The 20,725-nt window shown below is 72.3% G+C and carries 19 protein-coding genes; 7 read left to right on the top strand and 12 right to left on the bottom strand.

The features are described from left to right. Positions 1 to 242 precede the first annotated feature (242 nt). A complete protein-coding gene (locus tag LQ326_RS16230; protein WP_234537199.1) occupies positions 243 to 1,784 on the bottom strand; it encodes a diaminobutyrate--2-oxoglutarate transaminase family protein in 1,542 nt (513 codons plus the stop codon). 337 nt (positions 1,785 to 2,121) lie between these two features. Here LQ326_RS16230 and LQ326_RS16235 point away from each other — a divergent pair, with 337 nt between their 5' ends. Together LQ326_RS16235 and LQ326_RS16240 are read left to right on the top strand one after the other, a co-directional pair. After that, the gene (locus LQ326_RS16235; protein WP_234537201.1) at positions 2,122 to 3,369 is read left to right on the top strand and encodes a glucarate dehydratase family protein; all 1,248 of its coding nucleotides are present in this window, start codon (positions 2,122 to 2,124) and stop codon (positions 3,367 to 3,369) included. A gap of 99 nt (positions 3,370 to 3,468) precedes the next feature. After that, entirely contained in the window at positions 3,469 to 4,692 is a 1,224-nt protein-coding gene (locus tag LQ326_RS16240) for a trypsin-like serine peptidase (protein ID WP_234537204.1), read from the top strand. Positions 4,693 to 4,838: 146 nt separating this feature from the next. Here LQ326_RS16240 and hflX read toward each other — a convergent pair whose 3' ends face one another. From hflX to miaA, 6 genes are all read right to left on the bottom strand, one after another. Next, complete coding sequence (gene hflX, locus LQ326_RS16245) at positions 4,839 to 6,329, bottom strand: GTPase HflX (RefSeq protein ID WP_234537205.1); 1,491 nt, start codon at positions 6,327 to 6,329, stop codon at positions 4,839 to 4,841. A 200-nt stretch (positions 6,330 to 6,529) separates the two neighbouring features. Then, the gene (locus LQ326_RS16250; RefSeq protein ID WP_234537208.1) at positions 6,530 to 8,158 is read right to left on the bottom strand and encodes a M1 family metallopeptidase; all 1,629 of its coding nucleotides are present in this window, start codon (positions 8,156 to 8,158) and stop codon (positions 6,530 to 6,532) included. A 69-nt stretch (positions 8,159 to 8,227) separates the two neighbouring features. After that, positions 8,228 to 10,357, bottom strand: a complete 2,130-nt coding sequence (locus tag LQ326_RS16255; protein WP_234537211.1) for a RelA/SpoT family protein — start codon at positions 10,355 to 10,357, stop codon at positions 8,228 to 8,230. 293 nt (positions 10,358 to 10,650) lie between these two features. Further along, positions 10,651 to 11,514 (bottom strand): diaminopimelate epimerase, encoded by an 864-nt coding sequence (gene dapF / locus LQ326_RS16260; protein ID WP_234537213.1) that lies wholly within the window; start codon positions 11,512 to 11,514, stop codon positions 10,651 to 10,653. A 145-nt stretch (positions 11,515 to 11,659) separates the two neighbouring features. Then, positions 11,660 to 12,163: a hypothetical protein gene (locus LQ326_RS16265; RefSeq protein WP_234537328.1), complete on the bottom strand. Its 504-nt coding sequence runs from the start codon at positions 12,161 to 12,163 to the stop codon at positions 11,660 to 11,662. Between the two features lie 107 nt (positions 12,164 to 12,270). Next, positions 12,271 to 13,209 (bottom strand): tRNA (adenosine(37)-N6)-dimethylallyltransferase MiaA, encoded by a 939-nt coding sequence (gene miaA / locus LQ326_RS16270; protein WP_234537216.1) that lies wholly within the window; start codon positions 13,207 to 13,209, stop codon positions 12,271 to 12,273. Between the two features lie 180 nt (positions 13,210 to 13,389). Between miaA and LQ326_RS16275 the strand changes: the two genes are divergently transcribed. Both LQ326_RS16275 and LQ326_RS16280 read left to right on the top strand, forming a co-directional pair. Further along, positions 13,390 to 13,704: a hypothetical protein gene (locus tag LQ326_RS16275; protein ID WP_234537219.1), complete on the top strand. Its 315-nt coding sequence runs from the start codon at positions 13,390 to 13,392 to the stop codon at positions 13,702 to 13,704. A gap of 36 nt (positions 13,705 to 13,740) precedes the next feature. Further along, a complete protein-coding gene (locus LQ326_RS16280; protein ID WP_234537222.1) occupies positions 13,741 to 14,025 on the top strand; it encodes an antitoxin in 285 nt (94 codons plus the stop codon). Positions 14,026 to 14,132: 107 nt separating this feature from the next. Here LQ326_RS16280 and LQ326_RS16285 read toward each other — a convergent pair whose 3' ends face one another. The 4 genes from LQ326_RS16285 to LQ326_RS16300 form a co-directional block, all read right to left on the bottom strand. After that, complete coding sequence (locus LQ326_RS16285; RefSeq protein ID WP_234537226.1) at positions 14,133 to 14,876, bottom strand: class III extradiol dioxygenase subunit B-like domain-containing protein; 744 nt, start codon at positions 14,874 to 14,876, stop codon at positions 14,133 to 14,135. 10 nt (positions 14,877 to 14,886) lie between these two features. Then, positions 14,887 to 15,177 (bottom strand): hypothetical protein, encoded by a 291-nt coding sequence (locus LQ326_RS16290; RefSeq protein WP_234537228.1) that lies wholly within the window; start codon positions 15,175 to 15,177, stop codon positions 14,887 to 14,889. 47 nt (positions 15,178 to 15,224) lie between these two features. Continuing rightward, positions 15,225 to 16,751 (bottom strand): tRNA (N6-isopentenyl adenosine(37)-C2)-methylthiotransferase MiaB, encoded by a 1,527-nt coding sequence (gene miaB, locus LQ326_RS16295; RefSeq protein ID WP_234537231.1) that lies wholly within the window; start codon positions 16,749 to 16,751, stop codon positions 15,225 to 15,227. Positions 16,752 to 16,839: 88 nt separating this feature from the next. Next, on the bottom strand, positions 16,840 to 17,673 hold the full coding sequence (locus tag LQ326_RS16300; RefSeq protein WP_234537234.1) for an isocitrate lyase/PEP mutase family protein: 834 nt from the start codon (positions 17,671 to 17,673) through the stop codon (positions 16,840 to 16,842). Between the two features lie 404 nt (positions 17,674 to 18,077). Here LQ326_RS16300 and LQ326_RS16305 point away from each other — a divergent pair, with 404 nt between their 5' ends. Both LQ326_RS16305 and LQ326_RS16310 read left to right on the top strand, forming a co-directional pair. Beyond that, positions 18,078 to 18,629, top strand: a complete 552-nt coding sequence (locus tag LQ326_RS16305) for a histidine phosphatase family protein (RefSeq protein WP_234537236.1) — start codon at positions 18,078 to 18,080, stop codon at positions 18,627 to 18,629. A gap of 65 nt (positions 18,630 to 18,694) precedes the next feature. Next, on the top strand, positions 18,695 to 19,054 hold the full coding sequence (locus tag LQ326_RS16310; RefSeq protein WP_234537238.1) for a DUF6204 family protein: 360 nt from the start codon (positions 18,695 to 18,697) through the stop codon (positions 19,052 to 19,054). Positions 19,055 to 19,112: 58 nt separating this feature from the next. Here LQ326_RS16310 and LQ326_RS16315 read toward each other — a convergent pair whose 3' ends face one another. Beyond that, positions 19,113 to 19,547: a pyrophosphohydrolase domain-containing protein gene (locus LQ326_RS16315; protein ID WP_234537240.1), complete on the bottom strand. Its 435-nt coding sequence runs from the start codon at positions 19,545 to 19,547 to the stop codon at positions 19,113 to 19,115. A gap of 104 nt (positions 19,548 to 19,651) precedes the next feature. Here LQ326_RS16315 and LQ326_RS16320 point away from each other — a divergent pair, with 104 nt between their 5' ends. Beyond that, on the top strand, positions 19,652 to 20,650 hold the full coding sequence (locus LQ326_RS16320; RefSeq protein ID WP_234537242.1) for a TAXI family TRAP transporter solute-binding subunit: 999 nt from the start codon (positions 19,652 to 19,654) through the stop codon (positions 20,648 to 20,650). The last annotated feature ends 75 nt before the right edge of the window (positions 20,651 to 20,725 follow it).

Below are 20,725 nucleotides of genomic sequence, written 5' to 3' on the forward strand. Positions count from 1 at the left end.
GGACGATGTCGAGTTCGGTGCGTGCGGCGGTCGGAACCCTCCGGGGTCGTCGCCCGGTTGGTTCGTCCGCGGTGCGCCGGTCGGCCGGCCTGTTGTCGGCGGTTCGGCGGGCAGGCCCCGGCCGGGTCTTTCCGGCCTTCTCGGCCTTGGCCCCGGCCTTCTTGACGTTGGCCTTCCGGGTGGTCCGGGTGGCCGGTTCGGGGCGGGCGTGCCGGACGTCCGGGGCCTTCCCGGTGCGCCGGTCAGTCGGCCGGCTCCTTGCGGCCCCCGGGTCGTCGGGGCCGGGCGCCGTGGGCGGCCGGGTCGCGGGCCACGGCGGCCACGGCGTCGGCGAGGCGGTCCAGTACCGCGGCCGCCTGTTCGTCGGTGATGGTCAGCGGCGGCAGCAGTCGTACGACACCCGCATGGCGGCCGCCGAGTTCGACGATCAGGCCCCGCTCCAGGCAGGCACGCTGGACGGCCGCGGCCAGTTCGGGGGCGGCGGGGCGCGGCCCGGACCGAGGTCCACCGTCCCTCCCGCTCACCGCACCGCCCCGCGTCCGCACGGCAGCACCGGCTGGCTGGGCTTCCGCCTCCCCGGTGGCCTCCCCAGCCTCCTTGGCCTCCCTCGCGCGCTCCGCCGCCCCCGTGAGCGCCTCCCCTTCCGGATCCACCAGCTCCACCCCGATCATCAGCCCCCGCCCCCGCACGTCCCCCACGCACGCGAAGTCGTCCTGGAGCCGACGCAGTTGGGAGAGCATGTGGGCGCCGAGGCGGCCCGCTCGTTCGGCGAGGGCGTTCTCGCGGACGTGGGCGAGGGTGGCGGCGCCGGCCGCCATGGCGAGCTGGTTGCCGCGGAAAGTACCGGCGTGGGCGCCGGGTTCCCACACGTCGAGGTCGTCGCGGTAGACGACGACGGCCAGGGGGAGGCTGCCGCCGATGGCCTTGGACAGGACCATGACGTCGGGAGTGACGCCGCTGTGCTCGACGGCCCAGAAGGCACCGGTCCTGCCGACCCCGGTCTGGATCTCGTCGGCGATCAGGGGGATGGACCGGTCGGCGGTGAGCCGGCGCATCCGGCGGAGCCAGTCGTCCGGCGCGGGAATCACCCCGCCCTCGCCCTGGACGGGTTCGAGGATCATGCCGGCGGGGAGGGGGACGCCGGACTTGGGGTCGTCGAGGACGGTCTCGGTCCAGCGGGCGGCGAGTTCGGCGCCGCCAAGGCCGCCGACGCCGAACGGGCAGCGGTAGTCCTGGGGATAGGGCAGCCGGGCGACGCGGACCTCGCCGGCTCCGCCGGAGGCGGCCAGGGCGCCTGTGGTCATCCCGTGGTAGGCGCCGGCGAAGGCGAGGATGCCGGTGCGGCCGGTCGCGGCCCGGACGAGTTTGAAGGCCGCCTCGACGGCGTCCGTGCCGGCGGGCCCGCAGAACTGGACGCGGCCGCGGTCGGCGAGGCCGGGCGGCAGGGTGCGGAACAGTTCGGTGGTGAAGGCGTCCTTGACGGGGGTCGCCAGGTCGAGGACGGCGAGCGGGGCCCCGGAGTCGAGGACCTTGCGGATCGCTTCCAGCACGACGGGGTGGTTGTGTCCGAGGGCGAGGGTGCCGGCGCCGGAGAGGCAGTCCAGGTAGCGGCGTCCGTCGGCGCCCTCGATGGTCAGGCCGCGGGCCCGCACCGGCACGATGGGCAGGGCGCGCGCGTAGGTACGTGCCCGCGACTCACGCGCCGACTGACGCCTGAGGATCCCCTCGTGCGCCGCGTGCGCTCCCCCGAACGTCCCCCCGGTCACCGACTCCGTCACGGCCACGGCTCGCTGTCCTCCCCGCTGTCCAGAGGCGAGTTGATCGGCGGGGACCGGGCGCAGGCAGCGGGCCCCCCACCGCTACCAACCCCGGACCGGTCGGCGGGTTACGGGTCACCTCGAGATCATTGCCGCGAGCTTGCCTTTCCTGGCCCGTCCGCCGTTCACCCCGCGGGACGCGGACCAACACGGACCCACCCCCAGCGCTCCCGACCGAGCCCCTCGCCGTGTCTTGACGTGAGGATCGAACGATTCATAACTTGGCTCATCGATTTAGATATGTGATGCAGGTTTGCTGACTTGAACAGCGGTGAGTGCGACCGCGGACCGGAGGCAGTGGCCCATGAGCACGAAGATCCGTGAGCTGATCGTCACCCCGATCGCCTTCCGTGACCCGCCGCTGCTGAACTCCAGCGGCGTCCACGAGCCGCTGGCCCTGCGGATCGTGCTCCAACTCGTGCTGGAGGACGGCACGGTGGGGCTCGGGGAGGCTCCCGGCGGCACGGCCCGGCTGGAGTGTCTCGAAGCGGCGGCGCGGCTCGTGGTGGGTATGGACGTCTTCGAGGTGACCGCCGTCACCGCGGCGATCGACGCGGCTCTGTTCCCGACCGTGCCCAGCTCGCACGAACGCGGGTGGACCACGAGTGCGGTGGAGGTGGCCTGCCTCGACGCCCAGGGCAGGCTGCTCGGGCGCCCGGTCAGCGACCTGCTCGGCGGCCGGGTCCGGGACTCGGTGCCGTTCGCGGCCTATCTCTTCTACAAGTGGGCGGAGCATCCCGCCCTGGACGGCCGCCCGGCGGTCGGCGACGGCTGGGGCGCGGCGCTGGACCCGGCCGGGATCGTGGAGCAGGCCCGGCTGATGCGACAGCGGTACGGGTTCCGGTCGTTCAAGCTGAAGGGGGGCGTGCTCCCACCGGACGAGGAGATAGCGGCGATGCGGGCGCTCGCGGAGGCGTTCCCTGGCCAGCCGCTGCGGCTCGACCCGAACACGGCCTGGACGGTGGAGACGTCGGGGTACGTGGCACGGGAACTCGACGGCGTCCTCGAGTACCTGGAGGATCCGACCGCGACCATCGAGGGCATGGCGGCCGTGGCCGAGGAGTCGCCGCTCCCCCTCGCCACCAACATGTGCGTGATCGCCTGGGAGCACCTCCGGCCGGCGGTCGAGCGGAACGCGATCCAGGTGCTGCTCACCGACCACCACTACTGGGGCGGGCTGCGTCGCACCCGGGAACTCGCCGCCGTCTGCGAGGCGTTCGGCCTGGCCCTGTCCATGCACTCCAACTCGCATCTGGGCATCAGCCTGGCCGCCATGACCCATGTCGCGGCGGCGATCCCGAACCTGGACCACTCCTGCGACACGCACTACCCGTGGAACAGCGCCGACGACGTGATCCGGCCCGGTGTGCTGGAGCTGGCCGACGGAGCGGTCCGGGTCCCCACCGGCCCGGGGCTCGGCGTCGAACTCGATCACGAGGTGCTCGACCGGCTGCACCGGCTGTACCTGGAGTCGGGAATGCGCACGCGTGACGACACCGGTTACATGCGACGCGTCGATCCCACCTACGAACTGCGGTTGCCTCGCTGGTGAGGGCCGTAGCGAAACCGTTGCCCTTCCATGGGAAGCGGCGCACAGCGAGCGCATAGTGTGTGGCGCTGAAGTTCCTTACCAGCAGGGGGAGTCACCACCATGCGATCCATCCGGCCGTCGTTCGCCCTTCGAGGGGGAAGGGGCGCGCCCCGTGCGCTGGCGGCCGTCGCCCTCGCCTCGGCTCTGGCACTGACCGCCACCGCCTGCGGCGGCTCGGGCGACGACAACGCGGGCGGCCCGGCGTCCGCGTCCGCCACGGCCGGCACCGGTGACGGCAAGATCAAGATCCCGGACGACATCAAGAACAAGCTCAAAGAGCACGGGATCGACGTCGACAAATGGAAGAACGGCGCCTGGAAGAACTGGGACAAGAACGACTGGCTGCGCGAGGCCGACGACTTCATCAATCCCATCGTCAAGGGCCTGTGGGACCCGAACCGGATGCGCGACGCCAACGACCCCGACCAGGACAAGGGTGTTGACGCCAACGACATCTCCGGTGACCAGGGGGTGACCGACCCGACGCCGGAGCCGGTCCGGGCGAAGGCGGTGCGGCCGGCGTATCACGCGAGCGCGGCCACGGCCGGGAAGGTCTTCTTCGACTCCCCCGAGGGCACGATGGTCTGCTCGGCGACGGTCGTCGAGGACCCGGCGCACCCGGGCAAGTCCAACCTGGTGTGGACGGCGGGGCACTGTGTGCACGCCGGCAGGAACGGCGGCTGGTACCGCAACATCGCGTTCGTGCCGTCGTACAACGACAAGGGGCTGACCGGTTCGGCGCTGGCGGCGGCGAACCGTTCGGAGATCGCGCCGTACGGCGTCTGGTGGGGGGACGGGGCGCAGACCTCGCAGCAGTGGATCGACCAGGGCGGTGAGACGGGCGGCCACGGGGCGTCGTACGACTACGCCGTGATCCATGTGACGCCCGAGCAGGGTAATGGCGGCAAGTCACTTGAGGAGACGGTGGGTTCGGCGTTGCCGGTGAACTTCGACGCGCCCGCGGTGCCGAAGGTGCCGAGCATCACCGCCGCCGGGTATCCGGCGGCGAAGCCGTACGACGGGTCGCTGCTGTATCAGTGCGCGGACAAGCCGGGGCGGCTGTCGGTCGATGCGTCGGCGCCGACGATGTACCGGATCGGGTGCACGATGACCGGTGGGGCGTCGGGGGGCGGCTGGGTGGAGACGGGCGCCGACGGCAAGCCGGCGCTGGTGTCCAACACGTCGATCGGGCCGGTGAGTTCGGGGTGGCTGGCCGGGCCTCGGTTCGGGGACGTGGCCAGGGGTGTGTACGAGGGGGTCAGTAAGGAGTTCGCGGATCAGTGAGTGACCGCCGACTTGTCGCCACAGAGGTGTCTGTCAGTGGGCGGCTGACGGCCGCCGTGGGTTCCCCGCGCCCCTGAGGGGGGTGCGAAAAGGCCCGCCCCCTGGAAACTGCCGAACCAAGGGGGCGGGCCTTCACTTGCGAACTGTCACGCGGCCGGAGCCGGAACGTACGGCGCGAGTTCCGCCGCCAGTTCCTCGTGCACCCGTACCTTGAGGAGGGTGCCCTCGGCGGTGTGTTCCTCCGAGAGGACCTCGCCCTCGTTGTGGGCGCGGGCCACCAGCTTGCCGTGGGTGTACGGGACCAGGGCCTCGATCTCCACCGACGGGCGGGGCAGCTCGTTGTCGATCAGGGCGAGGAGTTCCTCGATGCCCAGGCCGGTGCGGGCCGAGACCGCGAGGGAGCGCTTCTCGTTGCGCAGCAGGCGCTGGAGGACCAGGGGGTCCGCCGCGTCCGCCTTGTTGATCACGACGATCTCGGGCACGTCGGTGGCGCCGACGTCCCTGATCACCTCGCGCACGGCGGCCAGCTGCTCCTCCGGAGCCGGGTGCGAGCCGTCGACCACGTGCAGGATCAGGTCGGAGTCGCCGACCTCCTCCATGGTGGAGCGGAACGCCTCGACCAGGTGGTGGGGCAGGTGGCGGACGAAGCCGACGGTGTCCGTCAGGGTGTACAGACGGCCGCTCGGGGTCTCCGCGCGGCGGACCGTCGGGTCCAGGGTCGCGAACAGGGCGTTCTCGACCAGGACGCCTGCGCCAGTGAGGCGGTTGAGCAGGGAGGACTTGCCGGCGTTGGTGTAGCCCGCGATGGCGACGGACGGCACCTTGTTGCGGCGGCGCTCCTGGCGCTTGATCTCGCGGCCGGTCTTCATCTCCGCGATCTCCCGGCGCATCTTCGCCATCTTCTCGCGGATCCGCCGCCGGTCCGTCTCGATCTTGGTCTCACCGGGACCACGCGTGGCCAGGCCACCGCGACCGCCACCCATCTGCCGGGACAGCGACTGACCCCAGCCTCGCAGCCGCGGCAGCATGTACTGCATCTGCGCGAGCGCGACCTGCGCCTTGCCCTCGCGGGACTTGGCGTGCTGGGCGAAGATGTCCAGGATCAGGGCGGTCCGGTCGATGACCTTGACCTTGACGACGTCCTCCAGCTGGATCAGCTGGCCCGGGCTGAGCTCACCGTCGCAGATGACCGTGTCGGCGCCGGTTTCGAGGACGATGTCGCGCAGCTCCAGGGCCTTGCCGGAGCCGATGTAGGTGGCCGCATCCGGCTTGTCGCGGCGCTGGATGACGCCGTCGAGGACGAGCGCGCCCGCCGTCTCGGCGAGGGCCGCCAGTTCCGCGAGGGAGTTGTCCGCGTCCTGCACGGTGCCCGAGGTCCACACCCCGACCAGCACGACCCGCTCCAGGCGGAGCTGGCGGTACTCGACCTCGGTGACGTCCTCGAGCTCGGTGGAGAGGCCTGCCACGCGGCGCAGGGCCGCGCGCTCGGAGCGGTCGAACTGGTCGCCGTCCCGCTCTCCGTCGATCTCGTGGCTCCAGGCGACGTCCTCTTCCATCAGGGCATCGGCCCGAAGACCGTCGGGGTAGTCCTGCGCGAGGCGCCTGGTGTCCTGGGAAGGGGAAGAAGAGGAGGTCATTGGGTCCTTACGTCGATGGGAATGCCGAAACCGGCTTTCATTCAGTCAACGTACGAGTACCCCGGGAGATTCCCCGTGACCCGTACCGCGCCGGTCCCATGATGGTCGCACGGTACGGCTCGTCCCGGCACCGTGTTATTCCGGGGGGTCGCTCCGCCGTTGGTCGTTCCGGGGTCGCCCGGCCGTCGCTTCCCGGCCTGTTACTTGCCGGCCAGCTCCTTCGAGGCCGGGACCGGCTTCCAGTCCGGGTGGCCGGGCATCGGCGGGGTCTTCTCGCCGTACAGCCAGGCGTCGAGGAAGCCGGTGAGGTCGCGGTTCGCGATCGTGGAGGCCAGCCGGACGAAGTCCGCGGTGGTCGCCGTGCCGTCCTTGTGCCGCTGGACCCAGGCCCGCTCCAGGCGCTCGAAGGCGGGCTTGCCGATCTCCTGACGCAGGGCGTAGAGGGCGAGGGCGGCGCCGTCGTAGATGTTCGGCCGGAAGATGCTGATCTTCTGGCCGGGCTCGGGGGCCTTGGGCAGGGCGGGCGGTCCGCCGGCGGCACGCCAGCGGTCGGAGGCCCCGTATGCGGCCTTCATGCGGTTGACCATGGGCTGGTGGCCCTTCTCCTCCGCGTACAGCGCCTCGTACCAGGTGGCGTGGCCCTCGTTCAGCCAGACGTCGGACCAGACGCGCGGGCTGACGCTGTCGCCGAACCACTGGTGGGACAGCTCGTGCACCATGATCGACTCCAGGTACCACTTGGTGTGGGTGGGCTCGGTGAACAGGTGCTCCTCGAAGAGGGAGAGGGTCTGGGTCTCCAGCTCGAAGCCGGTGGAGGCCTGGGCCATGAGCACGCCGTACGTCTCGAACGGGAAGGTGCCGACCTTGCGCTCCAGCCAGGCGATCTGGTCCGGGGTCTTCGCCAGCCAGGGTTCGAGTTTCCCGGCCTCGGCGCTCGGGACGACGTCCCGGACGGGCAGTCCGTGCGGTCCGGCCCGGTGCAGTACGGCGGAGCGGCCGATGGAGACCTGGGCCAGCTCGGTGGCCATGGGGTGCTGGGTGCGGTAGGTCCAGGTGGTCGTGCGGCCGGTCCGGGACGCTTTCGCGGGCAGGCCGTTGGCTACGACGGTGTAGTCGTTCGGGGCGGTCACGTGGAAGGTGAACATCGCCTTGTCGGAGGGATGGTCGTTGCACGGGAAGACCCGGTGCGCGGCGTCGGCCTGGTTGGCCATGGCGAGCCCGTCGGCGGTGCGCACCCAGCCGCCGTCCTCGCCCTTGGCGGAGACCGGATCGCTGGTGTGCTTCACCGTGATCCGTGTCCGGTCGCCCCGCCGCAGTGGCCGGCCGGGTGTGACGACCAGGTCCTCACCGGCGCTCTCGAAGTCGGCGGGACGGCCGTCCACCTCGACGGACTCGACCTTGCCGTGCGCGAAGTCCAGATTGAGCCGGTCCAGGTCGGCGATGGTCCGGGCGTCGATGGTGGTGACGGCCTCGAGCGGCGTGTCGTTGCTGCCGCGGTAGGTGAAGGAGAGGTCGTACGACGCCACGTCGTACCCCGGGTTGCCGAGGTACGGGAAGAGCCGGTCGCCGAGGCCGAGCGGGACCGGCGGGGCGCTCGCGCCGAGGAGGGCGACGGAGACGGCGGAGGCGAGCAGGGCGGCGGCCCGCCGGCGCCGGAGCGGACCGACGGCAGACGGGAGCGGGCCGGCGACACGCCGGGGCTGGCCGGGGCGGGCCACTGGTGGGCGGGTGCGTCCCGTCAGCGGCCGGGCTCCCGTCAGTGGGCCGGTGCGCCCCGTCAGCAGGTGAGTACGTCCCGTCAGCAGGCGAAAGCGGAGGGTGAGCGGCATGAAACACCGCTACCAGCGCACCCCGCCGTCAAGACGCCGACGCGCGACCGATCCACTCGAACGAGTAGGTCACTGGTGTTGCGCTCGGCCGACGTCGTACACACCGGGCACGTTGCGCATCGCGCGCATCAGGGCGGGCAGGTGGGCCGCGTCGGGAAGCTCCACGGTGTACGTGTGCCGCACGCGCTGCTGGCTGGGGGGTTCCACGGTCGCCGAGACGATCTCGGCGCCCTCCTGGGCCATCGCCTCGGTGAGGTCGGCGAGCAGATGCGGGCGGCCGAACGATTCAGCGACCAGGGTGACCCGGCAGGCCGTGCTGTCGCCCCAGCTCACGGTCACCTCGGGGCGCCCGGTGCTCTTCATGTGGAGTACCGAGGCGCACTCGACGCGATGCACGGTGACCACTCCCCCGCGGACGGCGAAACCGGTGACCTCGTCGGGCGGGACCGGGGTGCAGCAGCCGGCGAGCCGTACGGTCGCCCCTGGGCGGTCCACGACCAGGGCGTTGGCGGTCCGGGGGGCGGCGCTGGGGACCGCGGGGTCGGGGACGGGCCGGCTGGGGGCGGGCGCCGGCGGCTCCTCGGTGCTGTCCGGGTGGGTGGCGAGCCAGCGCTGGATGGCGATCCGGGCCGCCGGGGTGTGGGCGTGCTCCAGCCACTCCCGTGAGGGCTCGGAGGCCGGGTCCTGCCCCATCAGGAGCTGGACGGTGTCGCCGTCCACGAGGACCGTGCTGAGGGTCGCGAGGCGGCCGTTGACGCGGGCACCGATACAGGCGTGGGCGTCCTCGCCGTACTGGGCGTACGCGGCGTCCACGCAGGTTGCGCCCTCGGGGAGGCCGAGGGTGCCGCCGTCGGGGCGGAAGACGGTGATCTCGCGGTCCTGGGCGAGGTCCTCGCGCAGGGTGGACCAGAAGGTGTCGGTGTCCGGGGCGGCCTTCTGCCAGTCGAGGAGACGGGAGAGCCAGCCGGGGCGGGTGGGGTCGGCGCGCTCGCCGTCGGCCGGGGAGTCGGAGGCGTCCGCCGCGGGAGCGTCGGCGGCCGGGGCGTAGGGGTTGCCGAGGGCGACCACGCCGGCCTCGGCGGTCTTGTGCATCTGGTGGGTGCGGATGAGGACTTCGGCGACCTGTCCGTCGGCGCGGGCGACCGCCGTGTGGAGCGACTGGTAGAGGTTGAACTTCGGTACGGCGATGAAGTCCTTGAACTCCGAGACCACCGGGGTCATACAGGTGTGCAGTTCTCCGAGGACGGCGTAACAGTCCGCGTCCTCGTTGACCAGGACGAGGATCCGGCCGAAGTCGGCGCCGCGCAGTTCGCCGCGCTTGCGGCTGACGCGGTGCACGGAGACGAAGTGGCGGGGCCGGATCAGGACTTCGGCCGGGATGTCGGCCTCGCGCAGCACACCGCGGACCTCGTCGGCGATCTCGGCGAGCGGGTCGCCGGTGCGGGCCGCGTTCTCGGCGATCAGCTCCCGGGTGTGCTCGTACTCCTCGGGGTGCAGGATGGCGAAGACCAGGTCCTCCAGCTCGGTCTTCAGCGCCTGCACGCCCAGCCGCTCGGCGAGCGGGATGAGGACGTCACGGGTGACCTTGGCGATGCGGGCCTGTTTCTCGGGGCGCATCACGCCGAGGGTGCGCATGTTGTGCAGACGATCGGCGAGCTTGATCGACATCACCCGGACGTCGCTGCCGGTGGCGACGAGCATCTTGCGGAAGGTCTCGGGTTCGGCGGCGGCCCCGTAGTCGACCTTCTCGAGTTTCGTCACCCCGTCGACCAGATAACGGACCTCCTCGCCGAACTGTTCCCTGACCTGGTCGAGCGTCACATCGGTGTCCTCGACGGTGTCGTGGAGCAGAGACGCCGTCAGGGTCGTGGTCTCGGCGCCGAGTTCGGCGAGGATGAGGGTGACCGCGAGAGGGTGGGTGATGTACGGCTCGCCGCTCTTGCGCATCTGGCCGCGGTGCGAGGACTCGGCCAGCACGTAGGCCCGGCGCAGGGGTTCGAGATCGGCGTCGGGGTAGTGGGCGCGGTGCGCCTCGACGACGTGGCCGATGGCATCGGGGAGTTTGCCGCGAGCGGCGTTGCCGAGCAGCGCGGCCCGGCCGAGCCGGCGCAGGTCGATCCGGGGGCGGGCCTTCCTGCGGACCGCCGCCGCGGGCGCTACGGGACCGGACGTCACAGGGTTCGTGGCCTCCGCACTCATGGGCACCTCCGGCTCGTGACCGGCGGACGGGGCCCCAGGGCATACGCGGCTCAGGGATTGGCGACGTTCCCCCGTCCGTGCCGGTGCTTGATGCTACCGAGCCGATCGCCCCCGATTGACCGGCTCCCGCCGAGCGTGAAACGGATCACCCCATCGAGCGACGATTTCGAGGTTTACGATTTTGCGCCACCTGTTCGCGGGGTGGCCGATGTTTCTCGCCGTCAGGGGCAACGCGGGCCGTTGATCTGGATGTTGAATGGCCGTCTGGAGCACGGTTTCCGATGCGCGGTCAGCTAACGGGTGACGTCTTCCAGCCACTCGGCGTCGATCTCGCCCTCGGCGACGATCACGGCGGGGCCGGTCATCTCGATCTCGCCGTCGGGCCGCTCGGTGATGACGAGCCGTCCGCCGGGCACGTCCACGGTGTACGTCGCCGGGGCGCCGGTGACCGAGGGGTCGGCTCCGTCGCGGCGGGCGGCGGCCACGGCGACCGCGCAGGCGCCGGTGCCGCAGGAGCGGGTCTCGCCGGCGCCGCGCTCGTGCACGCGCATCGCGACGTGGCGGGGGCCGCGGTCGACGACGAACTCGACGTTGACCCCTTCGGGGTAGGCCGACGGCGGACTGAAGGGGGGCGGGGTGCGGAGGTCACCGGCGTCGGCGAGGTCCTCGACGAAGGCAACGGCGTGCGGGTTGCCCATGTTCACGTTCCGCGCGGGCCAGCTGCGCTCGCCGACGCTCACGGTCACGTCGCCCTCGGGGAGGCGGGCGCTGCCCATGCCGACGGTGATGTCTCCGTTCTTGGCGATGTGCACGGCCTTGACGCCGCCGCGGGTGGCGACGGCGAGGTCGCCCTCCGTGGTGTGGCCGGCGTGCTGGAGGTAGCGGGCGAAGACGCGGACGCCGTTGCCGCACATCTCGGCGATCGAGCCGTCGCCGTTGCGGTAGTCCATGAACCACTCGGCGTCGGCGGCCATCCCCTTGGCCTCCGGGTGCGCGGCAGACCGTACAACGTGCAGCACGCCGTCGGCGCCGAGGCCGGCGCGGCGGTCGCAGAGGGCGGCTACGGCGGCCGGGGTGAGGTCCAGGGCGTTGCCGGGGTCCGGGACGATCACGAAGTCGTTCTGGGTGCCGTGGCCCTTGAGGAAGGGGATGCTCATTCTTCGAGGGTACGGGAGGGGAGCGCGTCGCATCTCAGCCGCGGGTCGCCGAGGGGCCTGTCGCGCATTTCCCCGCGTACCTTACGGGTCGCTCCACCCGGGGCGCTTTCAGCGAGCGCTACGGCAGCTCCGGCGAAGCCCTGCTTCAGCGCAGTCTCGCCACCCGCCACACGGCCAGCACGACCACGATCGCCACCAGGACCACGTAACCGATCACCACGCGCCAGTCGGCCCTGCGGCTCGACCCCCTGGCCGGCAGCCCCGGCCAGGTGTAGCCGACCCTGCGCGCCGCCATCATTCCCCAGCCGGCCGCGCAGGAGCAGATCAGCAGACCGAGCATCGCGATCACCGCGCCGCTGTCGCCGAAGTCGAAGGCCAGCGGGAAGGCGAACATCAGGGACCCGACCGCGGCCAGGCCGACGATGGGCGCCAGCTGCCACAGGCGCAGGCGGCGCTGCGGGCGGAGCTCGACCTCGACCTCGGGGCCGCTCGCGAACATCTCCTCCGGCTCGGGGCCGTCGGCGGTGACGCCGCCGCCCACCGTGTCGTCCGGACCGTCGGAGCTCAGCCGGGCCTCGGCGTCTTCCCCGTCAACGGGCCCGACGGCGACATGCTCGGTGTCTGCGGTGTCGCGAGGGCCGGCCTCCATCGCCACGCGCCCTCCCAACCTAGGACTCCACTTACGATCGAAGCTCGATGATGGCACGGCACTGGAGGCCTCGATGACCGGTGGCGCATCCCGATGCCATGACGTGATCAGGCTGTGACCGGTCGTTCGACCAACGCCAGGGCCAGCCGCGGAAGTTCTTCGCGGTCCGCCGCGGCCCCACTCAACCAGTGCACGCGGGGGTCGCGCCTGAACCACGAATCCTGGCGGCGCGCGAAGCGCTTGGTGGCACGGACCGTCTCGGCCCGCGCTTCCGCTTCCGTGCACTCGCCGGCGAGCGCCGCCAGGACCTGCTGGTAGCCGAGCGCGCGCGACGCCGTGCGTCCCTCGCGCAGTCCGTGCGCCTCCAGTGCGCGCACCTCGGCCACGAGACCGGCCTCCCACATCCGGTCCACACGCAGCGCGATGCGCTCGTCAAGCTCGGGCCGGGCCACGTCGACACCGATCTGGACGGTGTCGTAGACCGAGTCGTGGCCGGGCAGATTCGCGGTGAAGGGGCGCCCGGTGATCTCGATCACCTCCAGCGCGCGGACGATACGGCGGCCGTTGCTGGGCAGGATCGCGCGGCCCGCCTCGGGGTCGGCGGCGGACAGCCGGGCGTGCAGAGCGCCGGAGCCGCGCAGGGCGAGCTCGTCCTCCAGGCGGGCCCGGACCTCGGGGTCGGTGCCGGGGAACTCCAGGTTGTCGACGGCGCCGCGGACGTACAGCCCGCTGCCGCCGACCAGGATCGGCCAGCGGCCGGCGGCGAGCAGGGCGTCGATACGGGCGCGGGCGAGCCGCTGGTACTCGGCGACGGAGGCGGTGACGGTCACGTCCCAGATGTCGAGCAGGTGGTGCGGGACGCCGGCACGCTCCTCGGTCGTCAGCTTGGCGGTGCCGATGTCCATCCCCTGGTACAGCTGCATGGAGTCGGCGTTGACGACCTCCCCGCCGAGCCGTTGGGCCAGGAAGACACCGAGGTCGGACTTTCCGGCCGCGGTGGGGCCGACGACGGCGATGACACGGGGGGCGGGGGGTGCGCTGCTCACCGCACCAGTCTCGCAAACCCCGGAGGCGGGTCTCGAACGAGTTACGTGACGGAGCGTGTGCGGCTTCGTTGCCCGATGCGTGGTTCCCGCCGCCCGCGAGAGGCGGCGGCCGGTCCGACGCAATCGGACGCACCGGGATCACGCGGGATTTCGCTCGCACGAGTAACGTATGGAGTTGATATGGGCGTTTTTGCACGGTTCCTTGGGAAGAAGCAGAAGACGTCGGAAGAGCCGACGACGTCGCAGGAGCCGGAGGCTAAGGCCGAGGCCGAGGCATCGGACGGCGCCGAGCCGGACGGGCCCGGACCGGACAACGCCACGGAGGAGACGGCCGAGGCGGTGGCGAAGGACTCGGGCGAGGGCGACGGCCGGAGCACGGACGCGAGGACGGAGCGGGAGCGCGCCGCGGTCGCCGCCGAGAGCACCGAGATCCCCAGGCAGCAGTCCGCCAAGGAGGCCGCCGACAACGAGGCCGGCGAGGGCGCCCGCACATAACGGCCCGCGAGGGAAGCCATACCAGGGAAGGTAACCATGGGTCTCTTGGACAATTTGAAGGCCAAGCTCGCCCCGGCCAAGGACAAGGCATCCCACCTCGCGCAGCAGCACGAGGACAAGATCGACAAGCTCCAGCACGGCATCGACAAGGCCGCGCGGGTGGTCGACGAGAAGACCAAGGGCAAGTACAGCGAGAAGATCCAGACCGGTACGGGCCGGGCCAAGGGCGCCATGGACCGGTTTGTGCACCCGGACGCCGTGGGCGGTACCACCGGCCACACCGCCCCGCCCCGGCCGGACGCGCCGCCGCCCGGTTCCTGAGCCGGGCGGGACCCGGAGAAGATCGGCGGACGGCCGAGAGTCACCCGGCTCCCGGCCGTCCGCCGTTTCGGCAGGCGGTCAGGACCAGGGCGCGGGGCGGCCGGTGCTCAGGACCAGGCCGCCACCAGGTAGCAGACGCCGTACGGGGCGTCGTCGTAGAGGAGGGCGCCGCCGAGGTCCGCGTCCTCGGCGGCGCCGGCCAGGACCTGCCAGGGAGCGCGGCCGGCGGCCTTGAGCTGGTACGCCAGGTCGGCGTCGAGGGCCTTGATCGCGGCGATGTCGGCCGCGCTGAGCGCCCGGGCGGCCTCGGCGTCGAAGGGGGCCGCCCGTTCGTCCAGGTAGCCCGGCGCCTTGAGGGTGCGGCAGGCACTGGCGTCGCCCATGACCAGCAGTGCCACCCGCGCGGCCCGGCCGGCGATCTCCCGGCCGGCCCGCACGCACCGCTCGGGCTCCAGCAGCTCGCCGACGCCGAGTCCCTCGACGGGGGCGTCGGCCCAGCCGGTGCGCTCCAGCAGCCAGGCGCCGACGGCGAGCGAGGGCGGCAGCTCCCGCTCATCGGCGGCGTCCCGCCCGCCGACAGCGTCTCCGCCACCGGCCGCGCCGCTGCCCAGCCGTACGTCGACCTCGGCCCCGAAACCCCTGAACGTGCCCCGGCTGCCCTGCGGGAAGACCCCCCGCCCCGGCTGTTCCGCGGGCCCGACCACCACCAGGAGGTCGGGCCGGGCGGCGGCGAGCACCCCGAGCGCGTCGGCGCAGGCGGCACGCGCGGTGTCCAGTTCCGGCGCGGCTCCCGCGGCGACCTCGGGAACGAGAACGGGCGGGCAGGGGCAGACGGCGGCTGCGACAAGCATGATCGGCAGCCTACTGCGGGTACGCCGACGCGGCGCCGGTGCTCCACGCGAGTTCCGCCAGCCGGTAGAACACACGGTGCGTGGACACCATGCCGGCGATGTGGACGTAGTACGCGTCCCCGTCTTCCATCCGGAACACCTCACGGCGCTGCTGGCGCAGGCCCGTGCGCGGACGGTGGCTGCACGCGACCTCGTAGAGGGTGGCCCGGGCCTGCTCCAGGGTGCTCTCGAAGCGGGTGACCTCCTCGACCCTGTAGTACTCCCCGTTCCCGAACTGCACCACAACCACCCAGCGCGCCATGGTCCCGCCCCCCAGCTCGTGATCTCCGTGAGGAGTATGGCGCGCGCTCAGTGTGCCGCGCAGCCCCCGGTCGCCGCCGGCAGCGGCTCCGGCACGCCGATCTTCGGCAGCCCCAGCAGCACGCCCGCCGGCTTGGCCGCCTCGGCCGCGTTCCGCTTCTCCCAGGCGTCGCCGGCGCGGGTGCGCCGCACGCCGGTCACCGGGCCCTCGGCGAGGAGGTGGTGCGGGGCGGCGTAGGTGATCTCGACGGTGACGACGTCGCCGGGGCGGACCTCCTGGTCCGGCTTGGTGAAGTGGACGAGCCGGTTGTCGGGGGCGCGCCCGGACAGGCGGTGGGTGGCGCCGTCCTTGCGCCCCTCCCCCTCGGCGACCATCAGGTCGAGCGTGCGGCCGACCTGCTTCTTGTTCTCCTCCCAGGAGATCTCCTCCTGGAGGGCGACGAGACGCTCGTAACGCGCCTGGACGACCTCCTTGGGGATCTGGTTCTCCATGGTCGCCGCGGGAGTGCCGGGCCGCTTGGAGTACTGGAAGGTGAAGGCCTGCGTGAAACGGGCCTCGCGCACGACGTGCATCGTCTGCTCGAAGTCCGCCTCGGTCTCGCCGGGGAAGCCCACGATGATGTCGGTGGTGATCGCCGCGTGCGGGATCGCTGCCCGCACCTTCTCGATGATGCCGAGGTAGCGCTCCTGCCGGTACGAGCGGCGCATCGCCTTCAGGACCGTGTCCGAGCCGGACTGCAGCGGCATGTGCAGCTGCGGCATCACGTTCGGGGTCTCGGCCATGGCGGCGATCACGTCGTCCGTGAAGTCACGGGGGTGCGGGGAGGTGAACCGGACCCGCTCCAGGCCCTCGATGTTCCCGCAGGCCCGCAGCAGCTTGCTGAAGGCCTCGCGGTCGCCGATGTCGGAGCCGTACGCGTTGACGTTCTGGCCGAGCAGCGTGATCTCGGAGACGCCCTCGGCGACCAGGGCCTCGATCTCGGCGAGGATGTCGCCGGTGCGGCGGTCCTTCTCCTTGCCGCGCAGGGCCGGGACGATGCAGAACGTGCAGGTGTTGTTGCAGCCGACGGAGATCGACACCCAGGCGGCGTAGGCGCTCTCGCGGCGCGTCGGCAGGGTCGAGGGGAACGCCTCCAGCGACTCGGCGATCTCGACCTGGGCCTCCTCCTGGACCCGGGCGCGCTCCAGGAGGACCGGCAGCTTGCCGATGTTGTGCGTGCCGAAGACCACGTCGACCCAGGGGGCCTTCCGTACGATCGTGTCGCGGTCCTTCTGCGCCAGGCAGCCGCCGACCGCGATCTGCATTCCGGGCCGGTCCGCCTTCTTCGGCGCGAGGCGGCCCAGGTTGCCGTAGAGCCGGTTGTCGGCGTTCTCCCGGACGGCGCAGGTGTTGAAGACCACGACATCGGCATCGCCGTCGGCCCCCTCGGGGGCGCGCACGTACCCGGCCTCCTCCAGCAGCCCGGACAATCGCTCGGAGTCGTGGACGTTCATCTGGCACCCGTAGGTGCGCACTTCGTAGGTCCTGGGTTCCTGAACGTCCACCGCGGGGCTCCGGTCGCTGCTGCTGGTCATGAGACAAGGGTAGGCGCTCCCCAAGGGGGTCCGGCCCGGCGCCCGCCCGGGTGCCGGGGCGGGCCGGACCACCGGCCTGGCCGGTTAATCACCTCCGGAAGAGTTGGTTGAGGTCCGTCTGCGAGATCTGGTTCTCGGCGTACGAGAAGGTCCCCCGGTCCGCCAGCTCCCTCGCCGCGTCCAGCAGATGCGCGTACATCGCCCGGGCGATGCTCCCGCCCACCGTGACCCGGCGCACGCCGAGTTCGCGGAGGTCGGCCAGGGACAGGGCGTTGCCGGTCAGGCCCATCACCACGTTCAGCGGGCCGTCCAGCTCGCGCACCAGTGTGCCGATCGTCGCCGCGTCCGCTGCGCCCGGCACGAACGCGCAGTCGGCGCCCGCCGCCAGATACGCGTTGGCCCGCCGGACCGCCTCGTCGAGCGGGCCGCCGGTCAGCAGCACATCGGTCCGGCCGACCAGGGCGAACGGCTCGCCTGCCGCGTCGACCGCCTCGCGCGCGGCGCGGATCCGGTCGGTGGCGAGCTCCGGGTCGTACAGCGGCCGGGAGCGGTCGCCGGTGAAGTCCTCGATGCCGCCGCCGGCGGCTCCGGCCGCGAGGGTCAGCGAGATCGTCTCGGCCACGGTCTCCGGGGACTCTCCGAACCCGTCCTCCAGGTCCGCGCTGACCGGGATCCGCACCTCGGCGGCTATCTCGCGGATCCGGTCCGTCATCCTCGCGCGGTCGACCCGGGCGCCGCCGTAGTCGTGGTCCGCGCGGCCCAGGGAGAAGGCGATGCCCGCGCTGGTGGTGGCCACGGCCGGGAAACCGGCCGCCTCCAGAACGCGGGCGCTTCCCGCGTCCCATGCGTTGGGAAGCAGGAAGCAGCCTTCCCGGTGCGACTCCACGAAGCGTGCGGCCAGTTCACGGCGTTGAGTGTCCACACCGCCCACTGTGCCAGCCGGCACTGACAACCGGGCCGGCGAAGCCACGGCCCCGCTCGCCCGGGTGCCGAGCCCGGCGGAGGCCGGCGCCCTGGTGCGGACCGGCCCGAGGACCGTCCCGGCCGAAAGGCTGTGGGGCCACCCACGGCCGCGGCCTGAAGTCCCGCCGCCGGCCGGAGGTCCGGGCCGCTCCGGAGAACCTGGTCGCGGCGGCCCGGTGGGTGCGGGCGGAACCGTGGCCGAGGCCTGGCGCGGGCCCGGGTACGGGTGGCCGACGGCGTACTGTCGTGCCCGCCCGTCACCCGCGGCCGCCGTCGACGGCGGCCGTTGGGCCGGCGGTGGCCCGGCGGTGGACCGCCGCCGGGCCGGGGGCCGATGGACGGACGACCAAGGAGGAACCTCCCGTGACCTGCCGTGTCATCCTCATAGCCCCGGCCATGACCCCCTCGCTGCGGCGGGCCCGCTTCGACGACGGTGACTCGATCGAGAAGCCGGACGCGGTGGCGATGTCCCTGCCGGCCGCGGGCGAGGAGGTGTGCTCCCCCAGCGTGCGCTGCCGGGAGACGGCGGCCGCACTGGGTCTCGACGCCTCGGCGGAGCCCGAGTTGTCCGGCCTGGACGCGGGCCGCTGGCGGGGCCGGACGCTGGAGGAGGTCGGCACCGCCGAACCCGACGCGCTGCTCCAGTGGCTGACCGACCCGGGGGCCGCGCCCCACGGCGGCGAATCGGTACGGGAGTTGCGCGCCCGGGTCACCGGCTGGCTGGACCGGACGGGCCTGGCCATCGGCAGGACGGTCGCCGTGGTGGAGCCGGAGGTGGTGCGGGCCATGGTGCTGCACGTCCTCGGGGCACCCGAGACCGCGTTCTGGCGCGTGGACGTCCCCCCGCTGTCGGCGACGGAGGTCACGGGCGGGCCGGGACGCTGGAACCTGCGGCTCGGCCGGGCCGGCGGCTAGGGAGTGTTCGGCGGGCGCCGGAAATGCGGTGGAGCGGTGCGCCCCGGCCTGCCTAGGGTCGCGTCATGACCACCCGCACCTTCCGCGTCACCGTCCGCGGCGTCTTCGACGGCCTCAGCGCCGAGCAGCGCGCCGAACTGCGCTCCCGGGCCGCCGACCACGACGTGCTGCGCGCCGCCTTCACGCCGGAGGGCCACCTCAGCTACGACATCGCCGCCCGGCCGGCCTTCACCTTCCGCTTCCAGGACAGCGGGGAGGACGAGGAGGACATCCTGGAGGCGACCGAGCGCGCCGAGGAGGCGGCCAGGGCGTGGCTGACCGACCGCGGCTACGGCTACAAGAACCTCAGGTCCAGCGCCGAGGACCTCTCCCAGGCGCCTCTCAGCAAGCGGCAGCGCCGGGCAGCCGCACAGCAACAGGGCTGACGGGCCGGGGCGGGCAGCACCCTCGACCCCGGCACCCTTGGGCACCTGGGCACCTGGGTCAGGCCGTACCGCCCGGTGTCCAGCCCTGACCGCGCAGCACCGCCGAGACGTCCGGCGGCCGGTAGTGCTCGCCCTTGAGCACCTTGCCGTCGGCCCGGCGGGCCACCTGCCCGTCGGGCCCCAGCTTGCTCATGTTGGACCGGTGGATCTCGGCGAGCACCGCGTCCAGGTCGATCCCGTGCACCAACGCGGTGCCGTATGCCACGTAGACCACGTCCGCCAGCTCGTGCGCGAGCCGGTCAAGAGGTCCCCCGACCGCGACCTCGGCGACTTCGGCGGCCTCCTCGGCGAGCAACTCCTCCCGGTGCGCGGCCAGTTCGGGGGACACCTCGGTCGGCGTGCTGCGGGCGTCCAGACCGAAGGCGTGGTGGAACTCCCGGACGAGGCGGGCGGGCGAGGCTCCGGTCGGGCCACCGGGGACGGAACTGGTCATGCGAACGACTCTAGCGGCCGCCGCTGACAGTCCCGGCCCGCCGCCGTGCCCTTGGCACCGACCGGCCCTGGCCAGGACGGTGACCGGCTGGCAGGATCGCGCGCATGCCCAAGCCGTTCCCCCGTATCCGCGGACGCCGTGCGCTCCAGTGCGCGGCGGCCGGCATCGTCGCCCTCGGCCTGCTGCTGTGGTGGCTGCTGCCGCTGGGCGCGAAGCCGCCGACCGGGACGATCACCTTCAGCACCGGGACCCTGCGCGGCGTCTACCAGGAGTACGGCGAACGGCTGCGCACCGAGCTGGGCAAGGACATGCCGGGGCTGAAGGTGAAGCTGGTGCAGAGCAACGGGTCGTACGAGAACGTGCGGCGGGTGGCGACCGGCCAGGCCGACTTCACCATCGCGGCGGCCGACGCGGTGGAGACGTACGAACTGAACGGCGGGCGGGGTGCCGGACTGCTGCGCGGAGTGGCGCGGCTCTACGACGACTACGTCCAGCTCGTCGTGGCGCGCGACTCGGGCATCACCAACGTCACACAGCTGCGGCACAAGCGGGTGGCGATCGGGCTGCCCAACTCGGGGGTGCGGCTGATCGCCAACCGGGTGCTCAAGGCCGCCGGGATGGACCCGGCGAAGGACATCACACCGATGTCCGAGGGCATAGACACCGGCCCGGACCAGTTGCGGCGGGGCAAGCTCGACGCGTTCTTCTGGTCGGGCGGCCTGCCGACCAAGGGGCTGCTCGACCTGGCGAAGAAGTTCAGCTTCACGTTCGTGCCGATCGGCGGAAACCTCGTGACCCGGCTGCACACCGAGGGCGAGGCCGCGCTCTACTACCGGGCGACCAACATGCCGGAGTCGGCGTACCCCTCCGTGCAGCAGGGCACGACCGTCCCCACGATCGCGGTCTCCAACGTCCTGATGACCCGCAAGGACATCGACCCGCGCCTCACCGAGTGGGTGACCCGCACGGTCATCAAGAGCCGCGACGACATCGGCAACCACGTCCACTCCGCCCAGCTCGTGGACCTGCGCACAGCGATCTACACGGACCCGCTGCCCCTGCAGGAAGGGGCCAGACGGTACTACCGCTCGGTGAAGCCCTAGCCGTGACCACACCGCCCCGTCAGGAGCGCGGGGCGATACGGACATGCGGCTCCGCCGCGTGGGCGCGGCGAGTGC

The sequence above is a fragment of the Streptomyces shenzhenensis genome, assembly GCF_021462265.1.
GTDB lineage: Bacteria > Actinomycetota > Actinomycetes > Streptomycetales > Streptomycetaceae > Streptomyces > Streptomyces shenzhenensis.